This window comes from Delftia sp. NA_296.1 (assembly GCF_052692095.1).
Window position 1 is genome coordinate 476,646 of sequence record NZ_JBQZGF010000004.1, and the last position, 16,085, is coordinate 492,730.

15 protein-coding genes are annotated in these 16,085 nt (G+C 63.8%); all 15 read right to left on the bottom strand.

Going from position 1 to position 16,085, the window contains the following annotated elements; genetic code table 11:
- Window position 1: 1 nt before the first annotated feature.
- The 15 genes from ACUTR7_RS13050 to nuoG all read right to left on the bottom strand — a co-directional run bounded on the left by ACUTR7_RS13050 (window position 2) and on the right by nuoG (window position 16,075).
- Complete coding sequence (locus tag ACUTR7_RS13050) at window positions 2-1,000, bottom strand: branched-chain amino acid ABC transporter permease (RefSeq protein WP_445608982.1); 999 nt, start codon at window positions 998-1,000, stop codon at window positions 2-4.
- A gap of 27 nt (window positions 1,001-1,027) precedes the next feature.
- Entirely contained in the window at window positions 1,028-1,912 is an 885-nt protein-coding gene (locus tag ACUTR7_RS13055) for a branched-chain amino acid ABC transporter permease (RefSeq protein WP_012206960.1), read from the bottom strand.
- 57 nt (window positions 1,913-1,969) lie between these two features.
- Window positions 1,970-3,166 carry an ABC transporter substrate-binding protein gene (locus ACUTR7_RS13060; protein WP_445608983.1) on the bottom strand — a complete coding sequence of 399 codons (1,197 nt, stop codon included), beginning with the start codon at window positions 3,164-3,166 and terminating at the stop codon, window positions 1,970-1,972.
- A 99-nt stretch (window positions 3,167-3,265) separates the two neighbouring features.
- A complete protein-coding gene (locus ACUTR7_RS13065; protein ID WP_445608984.1) occupies window positions 3,266-3,976 on the bottom strand; it encodes an ABC transporter ATP-binding protein in 711 nt (236 codons plus the stop codon).
- A 1-nt stretch (window position 3,977) separates the two neighbouring features.
- Window positions 3,978-4,748 (bottom strand): ABC transporter ATP-binding protein, encoded by a 771-nt coding sequence (locus tag ACUTR7_RS13070; protein WP_012206963.1) that lies wholly within the window; start codon window positions 4,746-4,748, stop codon window positions 3,978-3,980.
- 613 nt (window positions 4,749-5,361) lie between these two features.
- Window positions 5,362-5,871, bottom strand: coding sequence for a DUF1178 family protein (locus ACUTR7_RS13075; protein ID WP_199959902.1), 510 nt, complete (start codon window positions 5,869-5,871; stop codon window positions 5,362-5,364).
- Window positions 5,872-5,909: 38 nt separating this feature from the next.
- Window positions 5,910-6,215, bottom strand: coding sequence for a DUF2818 family protein (locus tag ACUTR7_RS13080; protein ID WP_012206965.1), 306 nt, complete (start codon window positions 6,213-6,215; stop codon window positions 5,910-5,912).
- A gap of 55 nt (window positions 6,216-6,270) precedes the next feature.
- Complete coding sequence (gene nuoN, locus ACUTR7_RS13085; RefSeq protein ID WP_012206966.1) at window positions 6,271-7,764, bottom strand: NADH-quinone oxidoreductase subunit NuoN; 1,494 nt, start codon at window positions 7,762-7,764, stop codon at window positions 6,271-6,273.
- Between the two features lie 24 nt (window positions 7,765-7,788).
- Complete coding sequence (locus ACUTR7_RS13090; RefSeq protein WP_012206967.1) at window positions 7,789-9,264, bottom strand: NADH-quinone oxidoreductase subunit M; 1,476 nt, start codon at window positions 9,262-9,264, stop codon at window positions 7,789-7,791.
- Window positions 9,265-9,280: 16 nt separating this feature from the next.
- Window positions 9,281-11,320 (bottom strand): NADH-quinone oxidoreductase subunit L, encoded by a 2,040-nt coding sequence (gene nuoL / locus ACUTR7_RS13095; protein WP_445608985.1) that lies wholly within the window; start codon window positions 11,318-11,320, stop codon window positions 9,281-9,283.
- A 29-nt stretch (window positions 11,321-11,349) separates the two neighbouring features.
- Window positions 11,350-11,658 (bottom strand): NADH-quinone oxidoreductase subunit NuoK, encoded by a 309-nt coding sequence (nuoK, locus tag ACUTR7_RS13100; protein WP_012206969.1) that lies wholly within the window; start codon window positions 11,656-11,658, stop codon window positions 11,350-11,352.
- Window positions 11,655-12,323 (bottom strand): NADH-quinone oxidoreductase subunit J, encoded by a 669-nt coding sequence (locus tag ACUTR7_RS13105; RefSeq protein ID WP_012206970.1) that lies wholly within the window; start codon window positions 12,321-12,323, stop codon window positions 11,655-11,657. The genes nuoK and ACUTR7_RS13105 overlap by 4 nt, the downstream gene beginning before the upstream one ends.
- A gap of 34 nt (window positions 12,324-12,357) precedes the next feature.
- Window positions 12,358-12,867, bottom strand: a complete 510-nt coding sequence (nuoI, locus tag ACUTR7_RS13110) for an NADH-quinone oxidoreductase subunit NuoI (RefSeq protein WP_012206971.1) — start codon at window positions 12,865-12,867, stop codon at window positions 12,358-12,360.
- Window positions 12,868-12,878: 11 nt separating this feature from the next.
- Complete coding sequence (nuoH, locus tag ACUTR7_RS13115) at window positions 12,879-13,955, bottom strand: NADH-quinone oxidoreductase subunit NuoH (protein ID WP_013801064.1); 1,077 nt, start codon at window positions 13,953-13,955, stop codon at window positions 12,879-12,881.
- Window positions 13,952-16,075 carry an NADH-quinone oxidoreductase subunit NuoG gene (gene nuoG / locus ACUTR7_RS13120; protein ID WP_013801063.1) on the bottom strand — a complete coding sequence of 708 codons (2,124 nt, stop codon included), beginning with the start codon at window positions 16,073-16,075 and terminating at the stop codon, window positions 13,952-13,954. The genes nuoH and nuoG overlap by 4 nt, the downstream gene beginning before the upstream one ends.
- Window positions 16,076-16,085: the final 10 nt, after the last annotated feature.

The window sequence follows — 16,085 nt, forward strand, 5'->3', positions numbered from 1 at the left end:
CTCAAGGAGTACGCTTTTTCTGCAGCCAGGCGATCAGCTCTCCCATGATGCCCTTGCGGAACAGCAGCACGCAGACCACGAAGATCAGGCCGGTGACGATGGTCACCGACTCGCCCAGCGTGGAGAACCACACCACGCCCGTGAGGCGCTGCAGGAAGCTGCCGAACTCGCCGATCTTGTTCTCCAGCATGACCACCACGGCCGAGCCCAGGATGGGGCCGGACAGTGTGCCCAGGCCGCCCATCAGCGTCATCAGGATCACATGGCCTGAGGTGGTCCAGTGCACATCCGACAGCGTGGCAAAGCCCAGCACCACGGTCTTGAGCGAACCGGCCAGGCCCGTGAGCGCGGCCGAGATCACGAAGGCCAGCAGCTTGAAGCGCGCCACGTCATAGCCCAGCGAGGTCGCGCGCGGCTCGTTCTCCTTGATGGCCTTGAGCACCTGGCCGAAGGGCGAGTGGATGGTGCGCACGATCAGCAGGAAGGCCAGGACCACGATGACCAGCGTGACGTAGTACATGGTCAGGTCGCTGGTCAGGTCGATGAGGCCGAACAGCTTGCCGCGCGGTACGCCCTGCAGTCCGTCCTCGCCGCCCGTGAAGGGCGCCTGCAGGCACACGAAGAACAGCATCTGGGCCAGCGCCAGCGTGATCATCGAGAAATAAATGCCCTGGCGGCGGATGGCCAGCCAGCCGAAGATCAGCCCCAGCAGCGCGCCCCCGGCCGTGCCGGCCAGCATGGCCAGCTCGGGCGTGAAGCCCCAGCCCTTGATGGCGTAGCCCGTCACATAGGCCGCGCCGCCCAGGAAGGCCGCGTGGCCGAAGGACAGCAGGCCCGTGTAGCCCAGCAGCAGGTTGAAGGCCGAGGCGAACAGTGCGAAGCACATGAGCTTCATCACGAACACCGGGTAGGCACCCAGCATGGGCGCCGCCAGCAGGCCCAGCAGCAGCAGGCCATAGCCCCAGGGGGCGATGCGTTGAACGAGAGTCTTGGATTTCATGTGGTCGGCCCCTTGTCCTCGTTCTTGTTATTTCTCTTTGCCGAACAGGCCGGCGGGGCGGATGAGCAAAACGATGACCATGATGAAGAACACCACGGTGGACGAAGCCTCGGGCCAGAAGACCTTGGTCAGGCCCTCGATCACGCCCAGGCCCAGGCCGGTGAGGATGGAGCCCATGATGGAGCCCATGCCGCCGATCACCACCACGGCGAAGACCACGATGATGAGGTTCTGCCCCATCAGCGGCGTGACCTGGTAGACGGGCGCCGCCAGCACGCCGGCAAACGCCGCCAGCGCCGCGCCGAAGGCATAGGTCAGCGTGATCATCACGGGCACGTTGACGCCGAAGGCCTCGACCAGGCGCGGGTTCTCGGTGCCCGCCCGCAGGTAGGCGCCGATGCGCGTCTTCTCGATCATGAACCAGGTGGCCACGCAGACCACGATGGAGGCCAGCACCACCCAGGCGCGGTAGTTGGGCAGGATCATGAAGCCCAGGTTGGTCGCGCCTTCCAGCAGCTCGGGCGTGTCGTAGCCCAGGCCCGAGACGCCGTAGACCGAGCGGAACAGGCCCTCGATCAGCAGCGACAGGCCCAGGGTCAGCAACAGGCCGTAGAGATGGTCGAGCTTGTAGATCCAGCGCAATAAAAAGCGCTCGATCAGCACGCCCAGCAGGCCCACCAGCAACGGCGACAGCACCAGCATCACCCAGTAGTTGATGTTGAAGTAGCTCATGGCCATCCAGGTGACCATGGCGCCCAGCATGAACAACGCGCCGTGGGCGAAGTTGATCACGTTGAGCAGGCCGAAGATCACCGCCAGCCCCAGGCTGAGGATGGCGTAGAACGAGCCGTTGACCAGCCCCAGAAGGAGCTGGCTCATCAGGCCTGGCAGGGAAACACCAAAGATTTCCATGGGATGCAGCTGTCGTGGTTGGCCGGGTGGCGGTTGGGGGTCAGTGGCGGCGCAGCGTTACTTCCACAGCGCGCACTTGGTCTCGGCCTTGGTGGTCCAGACCTGGTCGGCGGGCAGCGTGGCCACGACCTTCAGGTAGTCCCAGGGCTTCTTGGACTCGGCGGGCTTCTTGACCTCGACCAGGTACATGTCGTGGGCGAAGGTCCCATCGGGACGGATCGAGCCCTTGCCGTAGAAGTCGTCGATGGGCGTGCTCTTGAGATGGGCCATGACCTTGTCGGCATCCGTGGACTTCACGGCCTGCACGGCCTTGAGGTAGCTGGTCACGGCCGAGTAGTCGGCAGCCTGGATGGAGGTGGGCATGCGCTTGGTCTTGGCGAAGAAGCGCTCGCCGAACTTGCGCGTGGCATCGTTCTGGTCCCAGTACCAGCTGGTGGTGAACTGCATGCCTTCGGTGTTCTTCAGGCCCAGGCTGTGGATGTCGGTCAGGAACACCAGCAGGCCCACGGTCTTCATGCTCTTGTTGATGCCGAATTCCTTGGCGGCCTTGATGGCGTTGATGGTGTCGCCACCGGCATTGGCCAAGCCCAGGATCTGGGCCTTGGAGGCCTGCGCCTGCAGCAGGAAGGACGAGAAGTCCGAGGCATTGAGCGGGTGCTTGACGCCGCCCACCACCTTGCCGCCCTTGGCCTTGATCACGGCCGTGGTGTCGTTCTCCAGCGCGTGGCCGAAGGCGTAGTCGGCCGTCAGGAAGAACCAGTCCTTGCCGCCGCGCTCCACCACGGCCGTGCCCGTGCCCTTGGCCAGGGCCACGGTGTCATAGGCGTAGTGCACGGTGTAGGGATTGCACTGCTCGTTGGTCAGCGCCGACGAGCCTGCGCCGCTGTTGAAGTGCACGCGCTTTTTCTCATTGGCCACCTGCGAGACCGCCAGGGCCGTGCCGGAGTTGGTGCCGCTGAACACCAGCGAGATACCCTGCGTGTCCACCCACTCGCGCACCTTGGAGGCGGCGATGTCGGCCTTGTTCTGGTGGTCGGCGCTCAGCAGCTCGATGGGCTGGCCCAGCACCTTGCCGCCGAAGTCATCGATGGCCATCTGCATGGCGGTGACGGCGTTCTTGCCTTCCACGTCCGCATACAGGCTGGACATGTCGGTCACGAAGCCGATCTTCACCTTCTCCTGTGCCATGGCAAGCGGGCTGGCCAGGCCGGCCGCAGCCAGCATGCACGACAGTGCGGTCAGTTTTGCTTTCATTGGTGTCTCCTTCGCGTTGATGTCTTGGGTTTTTGTCACAGGGCCATGGCAGGAATGCAGCCGGCGAGCCCCAGGCGCCGGCCACGATGGATATCCGGGTCAGACTCCGAGCAGCTCGTTGAGCACGGGCATCTTGGCCTGCAGCTCGGACGCGCCGAAACGCTCGACCACATGGCCGTGCTCGACCACGTAGAAGCGGTCGGCCAGGGGCGCCGCGAAGTGGAAGTTCTGCTCCACCATGACCACGGTGTAGCCCTTGGTGCGCAGCATGGTGATCATGCGGGCCAGCGCCTGCACGATGACGGGTGCCAGGCCTTCCGAGATTTCGTCGAGCAGCAGCAGCCGCGCGCCCGTGCGCAGGATGCGCGCCACCGCCAGCATCTGCTGCTCGCCACCCGACAAGCGCGTGCCCTGGCTGTGGCGGCGCTCGGCCAGGTTGGGGAACATGGCGTAGATCTCATCCACGCTCATGCCCAGCTGGCCGGTCTTGAGCGGCGGCGGCAGCATCAGGTTCTCTTCGCACGAGAGGCTGGAGAAGATGCCGCGCTCTTCAGGGCAGTAGCCCACGCCCAGGTGGGCAATGCGGTGCGTGGGCAGGTGGATGGCCTCCACGCCGTTGATCCGGATGGAGCCCTTGCGCGCGCCCGTCAGACCCATGATGGCGCGCAGCGTGGACGTGCGGCCCGCGCCGTTGCGCCCCAGCAGCGTGACCACCTCGCCGGGCTGGACCACCAGGTCCATGCCGTGCAGCACATGGGATTCGCCGTACCAGGCCTGCAGGCCCTTGATTTCCAATGCCGGTGCAGTCATCTCAATGCGCTCCCTGCAACTGGCCGTCGGTGGTGCCCATATACGCTTCCATCACTTGCGGGTTGCGCGAAACTTCCTCGTACGGCCCCTCGGCCAGCACGGCGCCGCGCTGCAGCACCGTGATGCGGTCGGCAATGGTGGAGATCACCTTCATGTTGTGCTCCACCATGAGAATCGTGCGGCCGGCCGAGACCTTCTTGATCAGCTGGGTCACGCGATCCACGTCTTCGTGGCCCATGCCCTGCGTGGGTTCGTCCAGCAGCATCAGCTCGGGCTCCATGGCCAGCGTGGTGGCAATCTCCAGCGCGCGCTTGCGGCCATAGGGCAGGTTGACCGTGACCTCGTCGGCCAGATCCTGCAGGCCCACTTCGGCCAGCAACTGCATGGCGCGGTCATCGAGCTGCGACAGGCTCTTCTCGCTGCGCCAGAAATGGAACTCCGTGCCCAGCTTGCGCTGCAGGCCGATGCGCACGTTCTCCAGCAGCGTGCAATGCGGGAACACGGCCGAGATCTGGAAGGACCGGATCACGCCACGGCGCGCAATCTGCGCCGGTGCTTCCCGCGTGATGTCCTCGCCATTGAAACGGATGGTGCCGGAGGTGGGCTCCAGGAACTTGGTCAGCAGATTGAAGCAGGTGGTCTTGCCTGCGCCATTGGGGCCGATCAAGGCATGGATGGAGCCACGGCGCACCGAAAGGTCCACCTTGCTCACCGCCGTAAATCCCTTGAACTCTTTGGTCAGGTTCCGGGTTTCGAGAATAACGTCGCTCATGTGCGCTTCGCCTGCTCCGTTGATGCTGCCAGCCCCCAACGCGTCGCCAGAGGCTCTGGCGGGCGTTGTGCAGGGTCGGACGCATCGTAGGCTTGCCGACGTTGTGCACCGCAGCGGGAAAACGCCTACGTAGGTGCTCCTAAGCACAGGCCCTGCCCCGCACTGCAGCATGGCGCATCAAGCCTGGCCTTCGCAAACAACAAAAGCAACCACTCACACTTGAAATAATCAAGCACAGACGGGGCTGTAAGGTGCCGCGGTGGCAGGCAGGGCCTAGGGTTCTCCACCATCTAGGCCCGGCGCGGCCCACACGGAAGGCCAGAGCGCTTCCAAAGCGATAGCAAACTACCCTTTTTGCGACTTACAGGGCAGCGGCCAATGTCCGCTGCCTTACGGGAAACACCCAGGTCGGCAATCTCCCTGTGGCCTGCTCAGTCACTATGCGAAAAGCCGCGGATATGCTTGAGTTTGTCGTCTCTTCAATTAAAGGGCGACAAAGTCAGCTGGAGCGCTACTCAATCAATAGCAACAAGCAAAGGCCTGGCCTGGAAATTGCCGATCCATTGCAATGGGCGCAATTGTCGTCGCTAAGACAGCACGTGCCAGTCGCCACTTACTGCAGCGTTTCCTTGCTGCCTTCGGGCAAGGCCAATGGAAGGACGGCAATGCCTTCGTCCAGCAATTGCATGGCCTGCTCGGGGCTGGCCTTGCCGCGGATGGCGCGCTCGTCCGTCTCGCCGTAGTGCATGCGGCGGGCTTCATCGACAAAGCGCTCGCCCACGTCCTCGGTCTGCTGCGCCACCTGGCGCGACCATTTCAGCCAGGCGGCCTGCATGGCCTGCAGCTGCTCGCGCGCCTGGGGCGGCATGGACGGTGAGGGAACGGCTGCCGCACTGGCAGCCGAGGCGGCTGCAGCAGGCTCAGCCGCCGCAGCCGGGGGCGAGGCTGCTGGCTTGGCGCCAAGATTGATGCGGGGGGCGCTCAGTCGCTTGGTGATGTCGCTGTGGCCGCAGACGGGGCACAGCACCAGCTGGCGCTGCAGCTGGCCCTGGAAATCATCTTCCGAGGCGAACCAGCCCTCGAACAGATGGCCGTGCGGGCAATGCAGGTCGAGCACTTTCATCACGCACCCCCACCCATGAGACAACCGGCACCGCAGCCTCAGCCGCGGCGGTGAATCAGGAAACGATAGACGAAACCGGGGAAGGCCAGCGTCAGGAACAACGCTCCCGTGACGGCATAGAACTCCCAGCCCTGGGGCGCGATCTGCCCCACACGGCGCTCCAGCAGCAGCGCCACGCCGCCGACGATGAAGTACAGCAGCACCATCTCCAGCAGGCACATGGCCAGCGGCTTGCGCTGGGCGCGCAGCGGCCCCAGCTGAAGCCAGCGGGCGTTGAAGAAAGGCAAATTGGCTGCCACAAGGGCAGCCAATATCACGAGCCAGATCGAAGCGGTTTGCGACAAGCCGATGTCCTCACCGCGAAGCCCTGCGTGCAGGGCCCCGCATCGGGAAAGTGGATCAGGAAGCCAGGGCGCGCACGACGGCGTCGGCGCACAGTGCCATCAGGCCACCCGGCAGAAGGCCCAGCCCCAGCACCAGGGCGCCGTTGAGGGTCAGCACCACGCGCACGTCCAGCGAAGCGGAAACGCTGGTGGCGGTGATGGGTTCGTCAAAGTACATGACCTTGACGACGCGCAGGTAGTAGAAGGCGCCGATCAGCGACATGACCACGGCAAACACGGCCAGAGCGATGTACAGGCTGTGGCCCGATGCCACGAGCGCCTGCAGCACCGACAGCTTGGCGTAGAAGCCCACCAGGGGGGGGATACCGGCCATGGAGAACAGGCAGATCGCCATCACGCCGGCATACAGCGGGCTGCGCTGGTTGAGGCCGGCAAAGTCGGCGACCTCTTCGCTCTCGAAGCCTTCGCGGGCCAGCAGCTGGATCACGCCGAAGGCGGCCAGCGTGGTCAGCACGTAGGTCACCACGTAGAACATGGCCGAGCTGTAGGCGTTCTCGATGGTGGCCGGATCGACCTTGCCATCCACCACACCCGACATCAGGCCCAGCAGCACGAAGCCCATCTGCGAGATGGTCGAGTAGGCCAGCATGCGCTTGAGGTTGGTCTGCTGCAGGCCGGCCAGGTTGCCGACCAGCAGCGAGGCGATGGCAAGCACCGCCAGCATCTGCTGCCAGTCGATGGCCAGCGGCAGCAGGCCGTCCACCAGCAGGCGGATGACGATGGCGAAGGCGGCCAGCTTGGGCGCGCCACCGATCATGGTGGTGATGGCCGTGGGAGCGCCCTGATAGACGTCAGGAACCCACATGTGGAAGGGAACCACGCCCAGCTTGAAGGCCAGGCCGGAGACCACGAAGACCAGGCCGAACACCAGCACCTGGTGCTTGATCTCGCCCGAGTTGATGGCCTTGAAGACCTGGCCGATGTCCAGCGAGCCGGTCGCACCGTAGAGCATGGACATGCCGTACAGCAGGAAGCCGCTGGCCATGGCGCCGAGCACGAAGTACTTCATCGCGGCCTCGACCGACGCCGTGTGGTCGCGGCGCAGGGCCACCAGGGCGTAGCTGGACAGCGTCAGCAGCTCCAGGCCCAGGTAGATGACCAGGAAGTTGTTGCCCGAGATCATGATGAACATGCCCAGCAGCGCGAGCATGGCCAGCGTGAACAGCTCGCCGCCGCGCAGCATGTCGCGGTCGGCGGCGTAGGGGCGGCCGTAGACCAGGGTGACCATCATGGCCACGGTGGCGAAGCACTTGAGCCAGTTGCCCATGGCGTCGGAGACCACCATGTTGCCCCAGCCATAGAAGGTGTTGCCACTGGAGGCGTACATGCCTTGCAGCACGGCCACCACGCCCAGGGTCAGCAGCGTCAGAACATAGGTGCCCGTGCGGCGCGGGCTTTTGACGCCCAGGTCCACCAGGGCGATCACGCAGGCCATGACCAGGAGAAGGATCTCCGGATAGATGGCCAGCCAGCTGATGTTGTCAATCATCTCGATTCTCTCGTTTCAGTCTGGTCACTGCAGCTTGCTCATGGCCACATGCTTGAGCAGCTCGGCCACGGACACATCCATCACGTCAGTGAAGGGCTTGGGATACAGACCCATGTACAGCACGGCGATGGCCAGCAGACCCAGCACCAGGAACTCGCGGTTGCCGATGTCGGTCAGGCCGCGCACATTGTCGTTGGTGACCGGACCCAGGTAGACGCGCTTGTACATCCACAGGGTGTAGGCGGCGCCGAAGATCAGCGCCGTGGCAGCGCCCAGGCCGATCCAGAAGTTGTACTGGACGGCACCCAGGATCACCATCCACTCGCCCACGAAGCCGGCCGTTGCGGGCAGGCCGCAGTTGGCCATGGCGAACAGCAGTGCGAAGGCCGCGAACTTGGGCATGGTGTTGACCACGCCGCCGTAGGAGGCGATTTCACGCGAGTGCACGCGGTCGTAGAGCACGCCGATGCACAGGAACATGGCGCCCGACACGAAGCCGTGGGCAATCATCTGCACGATGCCGCCGGCAACGCCCAGCGGGTTGAAGATGAAGAAGCCCAGGGTCACGAAGCCCATGTGGGCCACGGACGAGTAGGCCACCAGCTTCTTCATGTCCTTTTGCACCAGCGCGACCACGCCCACGTAGATCACGGCGACCAGCGACAGCGCGATGACCAGCCAGGCCCACTTGTGCGATGCATCAGGGGCGATGGGCATGGAAAAGCGCAGGAAACCGTAGGCACCGAGCTTCAGCATGATGGCGGCCAGCACGGCGGAGCCGCCGGTGGGCGCTTCCACGTGCACGTCGGGCAGCCAGGTGTGCACCGGCCACATCGGCACCTTCACGGCGAAGGCCGCGAAGAAGGCGAAGAAGATCAGCGTCTGGGCCGTCATGGACAGCGGCAGCTTGTGCCAGTCGAGGATCTCGAAGCTGCCACCGGACTGGGTGTACAGATAGATGATCGCGATCAGGGTCAGCAGCGAACCCATCAGCGTGTACAGGAAGAACTTGAAGGCCGCATAGATGCGGTTGGGGCCGCCCCAGATACCGATGATCAGGTACATCGGGATCAGCGTGGCTTCGAAGAACACGTAGAACAGCAGGCCGTCCAGTGCGCTGAACACGCCGACCATCAGGCCGGACAGGATCAGGAACGCGCCCATGTACTGGTTCACGCGCTCGGTGATGTTTTCCCACGACGCGATCACGACGATCACGGTGATGAAGGCCGTCAGCGGCACGAACCAGAACGAGATGCCATCCACGCCCAGGTGGTAGTAGATGTTGAAGCGCTCGATCCACAGCGCCTTCTCCACGAACTGCATCGCAGCCGTGCTGTTGTCGAACTGCTGGATCAGCGGCAGCGTGACCGCCAGGCCGGCCAGCGCGCCGACCAGGGCCAGCCAGCGCACTGCCTTGACCTGATCCTCGCGGCCCAGGGCCAGCAGGAGGGCGCCGAATGCGATCGGCACCCAGATTGAAAGACTCAACCAATGCATTTTTGTTCTTCCTCTACTACTTGTTGAGCCACACGAAATACGTCATGAGAGCGAACACGCCCAGCAGCATGACCAACGCGTAGTGATAGAGATAGCCCGACTGCAGCTTGCGCACCCACTGGCCGATGCGGCCGATGAGCTTCCACGAACCGTTGACGATGGCGCCATCGATGATGGCCTGGTCGCCGACCTTCCAGAAGAAGCTGCCGAAGGCGCGAGCACCACGGGCGAAGATGTTTTCGTAGACCCAGTCCACGCCGTACTTGCCTTCCAGTGCCTGGTAGACACCGATCTTCTGCATGGCCGACTTGATGGCCGCAGGAACTTCGGGCTTGACCATGTAGAACAGGTAGGAGACGACGACGCCTGCCAGAGCCAGCCAGAACGGCGCGGCCGTGAAGCCATGCAGTGCCATGGGCACCCAGCCGTGGATCTTCTCGGCCAGTTCGGCCATGGCGCCGTGCTTTGCGCCATCGACGTGGATCACGCCCTTGAAGAAGTCACCGAACAGCATGGGCATCAGCGCGATGGCACCGATCACCACCGAGGGGATGGCCAGCAGCATCAGCGGACCGGTCACGACCAGGGGCGACTCGTGCGGCTTGGCATCGTGGCCATGGCCGTGGTGGTCATCGTGACCGTGGTGGTCATCGTGGTGCGCGTCCGGGTTCTGGTCGTAGCGCTCCTTGCCGTGGAAGACGATGAAGTACAGGCGGAAGGAGTAGAAGGCCGTGATGAACACGCCGGCCAGCACCGCGAAGTTCGCGAAGCCTGCGCCCGGCAGGTTCGTGGCGTGCACGGCTTCGATGATGGCGTCCTTCGAGTAGAAGCCCGAGAAGAACGGCGTACCGATCAGCGCCAGGTTGCCCAGCAGGAAGGTGATCCAGGTGATGGGCATGTACTTGCGCACGCCGCCCATCCAGCGGATGTCCTGGTTGTGGTGCATGCCCATGATCACCGAGCCGGCGCCAAGGAACAGCAGGGCCTTGAAGAAGGCGTGGGTCATCAGGTGGAATACGGCCACCGAGTAGGCGGAGGCGCCCAGGGCCACGGTCATGTAGCCCAGCTGCGACAGCGTGGAGTACGCGATCACGCGCTTGATGTCGTTCTGGATGATGCCCAGCACGCCCATGAACAGCGCCGTGATGGAGCCGATCACCAGGATGAAGCTCAGTGCCGTGTCCGACAGCTCGTACAGCGGCGACATGCGCGAGACCATGAAGATGCCGGCCGTCACCATGGTGGCGGCGTGGATCAGTGCCGAGATGGGGGTCGGGCCTTCCATCGAATCGGGCAGCCAGGCGTGCAGCGGGAACTGCGCCGACTTGCCCATGGCGCCGATGAACAGGCAGATGGCCGTCACCGTCACCAGCAGCCAGCCGGTGCCCGGCAGCAGGGTGTTCTGGATCTCGGGCAGCTTGGCGAAGATTTCGCCGTAGTTCATGGTGCCGGTGTAGGCAGCGATCAGGCCGATGCCCAGGATGAAGCCGAAGTCACCCACACGGTTGACCAGGAAGGCCTTCATGTTGGCGAAGATGGCCGTGGGCTTGTTGTAGTAGAAGCCGATCAGCAGATAGGACACCAGGCCCACGGCTTCCCAGCCGAAGAACAGCTGCAGCAGGTTGTTGCTCATGACGAGCATCAACATGGAGAAGGTGAACAGCGAGATGTAGGAGAAGAAACGGTTGTAGCCGTCATCTTCCTGCATGTAGCCGATGGTGTAGATGTGCACCATCAGCGACACGAAGGTCACCACGCACATCATCATGGCCGTGATGCTGTCGATCAGGAAACCGACCTCCATCTTCAGGCCGCCGATTTCCATCCAGGTGTAGATGGACTGGTCGAAGCGCGCGCCGTCGAAGATCACGCTGTTGAACGTGATGGCCGACAGGATGAAGGCGATCAGCACGCCCGCGATGGTGAGGGTATGGCTGCCGCCGCGACCGATCTTGTTGCCGCCGAAGGCCGTGCCCCAGATGCCCGCGAGCACGGAGCCCGCCAGCGGTGCCAGCGGCACCGCCAGGAGCAGGGATGCAGAGAGTGTTTGACTCATTCTTAAGAACCTTGCAAGTTACGGCGGACTCAACCCTTGAGGGAGTTGAGATCTTCCGCATTGATGCTGGTCTTGTTGCGGAACAGAAGCACCAGGATCGCCAGACCGATGGCCGACTCGGCGGCTGCCACTGTCAGGATGAAGAACACGAACACCTGGCCGTGCATGTCACCCAGATAGCTGGAGAACGCCACGAAGTTGGTGTTGACGGCCAAGAGCATCAGCTCGATGGCCATCAGCAGCACGATCAGGTTCTTGCGGTTCAGAAAAATGCCAACGACGGAGAGCGCGAACAGCATGGCGCCCAGCGTCAAATAATGGCCCAAAGTCAACGTCATGCTTTTGTCTCCACGGCGGGGGTTGCCTCGGCGGCCGGTGCCTGCGGCGCCTGGGTGACCGGCACCTTGACCAGCTCGAGGCGATCCTTTGCGCGCACGCGGATCTGCTGGGCCGGGTTCACTGCCTTGCTGTCCTTGCGCTTGCGCAGGGTCAGGGCGATGGCGGCAATCATGGCCACCAGCAGGATCACGGCAGCGATCTCGACGGGGTACAGGTATTCGGTGTACAGCAGCTTGCCCAGGGCCTGGGTGTTGGAGTACTGCACGGTCTGGCCGGCAGCGTTGACCGTGGCCGCAATGGCCTTGGGCTCCTCGACGCCGCTGAAGCCGCCCATCAGCACCATGCCCATTTCAAAGGCAATCAGTGCGCCGATCAGGGCAGCGAAGGGGAAATGCTTCCAGAACCCCTGGCGCACGGCGTCGATGCGGATATCCAGCATCATCACCACGAACAGGAACAGCACCATCACGGCGCCCAGGTAGACCAGCACCAGGGTCACGCCCAGGAACTCGGCCTTGAGCAGAAGCCAGATGCCGGCAGCCTGCGAGAAGGCCAGGATCAGGTTGAGCACGGCATGCACGGGGTTGCGTGCCGTGACGACCCGGAAGGCTGCAAACAGCAGCACGACCGAGAACAGATAGAAGAAACCAGTTTTGGCGTCCATGGATCGAATCTTTTCAAGTGATCAAGGAGCCGCTTCAGCGGTACTTGGCGTCCGCAGCCTTGGCGGCGGCAATCTCGGGTTCGTAGCGATCGCCAACGGCCAGCAGCATGTCCTTGGTGAAGTACAGGTCGCCGCGCTTTTCTCCGTGGTATTCGAAGATATGCGTCTCGACGATCGAGTCCACCGGGCAGCTTTCCTCGCAGAAGCCGCAGAAGATGCACTTGGTCAGGTCGATGTCGTAGCGCGTGGTGCGGCGCGAGCCGTCGTCACGCACATCGGACTCGATGGTGATGGCCATGGCCGGGCACACCGCCTCGCACAGCTTGCAGGCAATGCAGCGCTCTTCGCCGTTGTCATAACGGCGCAGGGCGTGCAGTCCGCGAAAACGCGGCGACAGGGGTGTCTTTTCCTCGGGGAACTGCACCGTGACCTTGCGGCGGAAGGTGTAGCGGCCAGTCAGGGCCATGCCCTTGGCCAGTTCCCAGAGCATGAAGCTCTTGAGGAAATCTTTGATCGAAAATGGGGTAGCAGCAACCGCAGACATTCTTGCTCCGCTCAGTTCCAGATGTTCCAAGGCGAGTGCATCCAGCCACCCACGACGACCAGCCACACCAGGGTGACGGGAATGAAGATCTTCCAGCCCAGACGCATGATCTGGTCATAGCGAAAGCGCGGGAAGGTGGCACGGATCCAGATGAACATGGACACGACCAGGAAAGTCTTCGCCGCCAGCCAGATCCATCCGGGGATGAACGACAGGAAGTCGAACGGAGGCAGCCAGCCGCCCAGGAACATCACCACGGCCAGGATGGACACCAGCCACATGCTGGCGTATTCGGCCAGGAAGAAGATGGCAAAGCCCATGCCCGAGTACTCGACCATGTGGCCGGCCACGATTTCGGCTTCGCCTTCGACCACGTCGAAGGGGTGGCGGTTGGTCTCGGCCACGGCCGAGATCAGGTAGACCACGAAGATCGGCAGCAGCGGCAGCCAGTTCCACGACAGGACGCTGACACCCATGCTGGCGAATTGGCCCTGGCCCTGGCTCAGCACGATCTGCGTCAGGTTCATGCTGCCCGTGACCATGATCACCACCAGGAAGCAGAAGCCCAGCGCGATTTCATAGCTGACCATCTGTGCCGAGGCACGCAGCGCGCCCAGGAAGGCGTACTTGGAGTTGGAGGCCCAGCCCGCAATGATCACGCCATAGACTTCGATGGACGTGATGGCCATGATCAGCAGCAGGCCGGCATTGACGTTGGCCAGGGCCACGTCGGGACCGAAGGGGATCGCCACCCATGCCGCCAGGGCGGGCATGATGGCCATCACCGGGCCCACGTAGAACAGGCCCTTGGCAGCAGCCGTGGGCTGGATCAGTTCCTTGGTCAGCAGCTTCAGGCCGTCGGCCAGAGGCTGCAGCAGGCCGAAGGGACCGACGCGGTTGGGACCCATGCGAACCTGCATGAAGCCCAGCAGCTTGCGTTCCCACAGCGTCAGGTAAGCCACGGCGCCCATCAGCGGGGCGACGATGGCAACGATGCCCAGCAGGATCCAGAGCACGGGCCAGGCCACGTCGGTCCACCAGGGTGCGGCGATCAGGCCGGCACCGGCCGTCTTGAGTGCGTCAATCATGCGGCGCCTCCCTCACGAGCCTGACGTGCATCTGCCGTCAGTTGCAGCGATGTCGCGCGGCGCACGATGCTGTCGAGCTGATAAATGCTGGCCACCACGGGCGCGGCATGGCCGGCACCGTTGGCGATGGAATTCACGGCAGGCGCACCGTTGCCCAGCAGGTTGGCCGGCACGCTGGTGGCAGCGGCCGTGGCGGCTGCGAGCACGTCCTGCGACGTCTCGTAGTCCACGCCCTGCACGCCCAGCAGGTTGGCCAGCACGCGCAGCACCTTCCATCCCGGACGGGCTTCGGCCAGCGGCTTGACCACGGCGTGGAAGCTCTGCAGGCGGCCTTCGGCATTGACGAAGCTGCCCGAGGTTTCCGTGAACGGGGCGATGGGCAGCAGCACGTCGCTGAATTCCATGTTGGCCTTGAAGGGGCTCAGGGTCACGACCATCTCGGCCTTGCCCAGTGCCTCTGCGGCGCGGGCGCCGGCAGCGGAGTCGAACACGGGTTCGTTGTTCAGCAGCAGCACGGCCTTGAGGCCGCCGGCCAGCATCTGGCCTGCGTTCAGGCCCGAAGCGGCAGGCTGTGCACCCACCCACTGAGCGCCCACCGTGTTGGCGGCTTCGGTCAGGTAGCCGACCGAGGCGCCGGTCTGCTCGGCAATCCAGTTGGCCAGCGACAGCAGGGTCGATGCCTGTGCGTGGTGCGCAGCGGCATTGCCCAGCAAGATGGCCTTGCGCTCGCCGCGCAGCAGCGCGGCGGCGATGGCCTGGGCCTCGGCATGCACGTCGGCGGCGGCCACGGGAGCGGCAACGCCTTTTTCCTGCGCCACGGCGGCGGCCACATCGGCCAGCGCCTGGGCCCAGTCCGGGGCAGCCACGATGGACGCCGTCACCGGCATGGCCCAGTCGTAGACACGCTCATTGATGGCGAGCACGGCGCAGCCCTGCTTGGCAGCCTGGCGGATGCGCTGCGCGAACAGCGGATGGTCCTTGCGCAGGTTGGAGCCCAGCACCAGGACGCCTTGCAGCTTGGACAGCGACGCGATGGGCGTGCCCAGCCACTGCACGCCCTGGGCGGCGGTGAACTCGGCATTGCGCAGGCGGTAGTCGATGTTCTCGCTGCCCAGGCCACGCACCAGCTTGCCTGCCAGGTACAGCTCTTCCAGCGTGCTGTGCGGGCTGACCAGCGAACCGATGGCGGAGGCGCCATGGTCGTTCTTGATCTGGCGCAGGCCGTTGGCCACGTATTCGAGGGCGGTCTGCCAATCGACTTCCTTCCACTCGCCGCCTTGCTTGAGCATGGGGCGGGTCAGGCGTTCGTCGCTGTTCAGGGCTTCGTAGGAGAAGCGGTCGCGGTCGGCGATCCAGCACTCGTTGACCTCTTCGTTCTCGAAGGGCACGACGCGCAGAACCTTGTGGTTCTTGACCTGGACGATGAGGTTGGCACCCGTGGAATCATGGGGCGAGACCGACTTGCGGCGCGACAGCTCCCAGGTGCGGGCGCTGTAGCGGAAGGGCTTGCTGGTCAACGCGCCCACGGGGCAGATGTCGATCATGTTGCCCGACAGCTCGGAGTCCACCGTATCGCCCACCACCGTGGTGATCTCGGAGTGCTCGCCGCGGTTGATCATGCCCAGCTCCATCACGCCGGACACTTCCTGTCCGAAGCGCACGCAGCGGGTGCAGTGGATGCAACGGCTCATCTCCTGCATGGAGATCAGCGGGCCCACGTCCTTGTGGAAGACCACGCGCTTTTCTTCCTCGTAGCGCGAGGCGGAGCTTCCGTAGCCCACGGCCAGATCCTGCAGCTGGCATTCGCCGCCCTGGTCGCAGATCGGGCAGTCCAGCGGGTGATTGATGAGCAGGAACTCCATCACCGATTGCTGTGCCTTGATCGCCTTCTCGCTCTTGGTGCGCACGATCATGCCCTGCGTCACGGGCGTGGCGCAGGCGGGCATGGGCTTGGGGGCTTTTTCCACATCCACCAGGCACATGCGGCAGTTGGCGGCGATGGAAAGTTTCTTGTGATAGCAGAAATGCGGGATGTAGGTGCCTGCCTTCTCGGCTGCATGCATGACCATGCAGCCTTCGGCGACCTCCACCTTTTTTCCGTCCAGTTCAATTTCAACCATATGCTTTTCT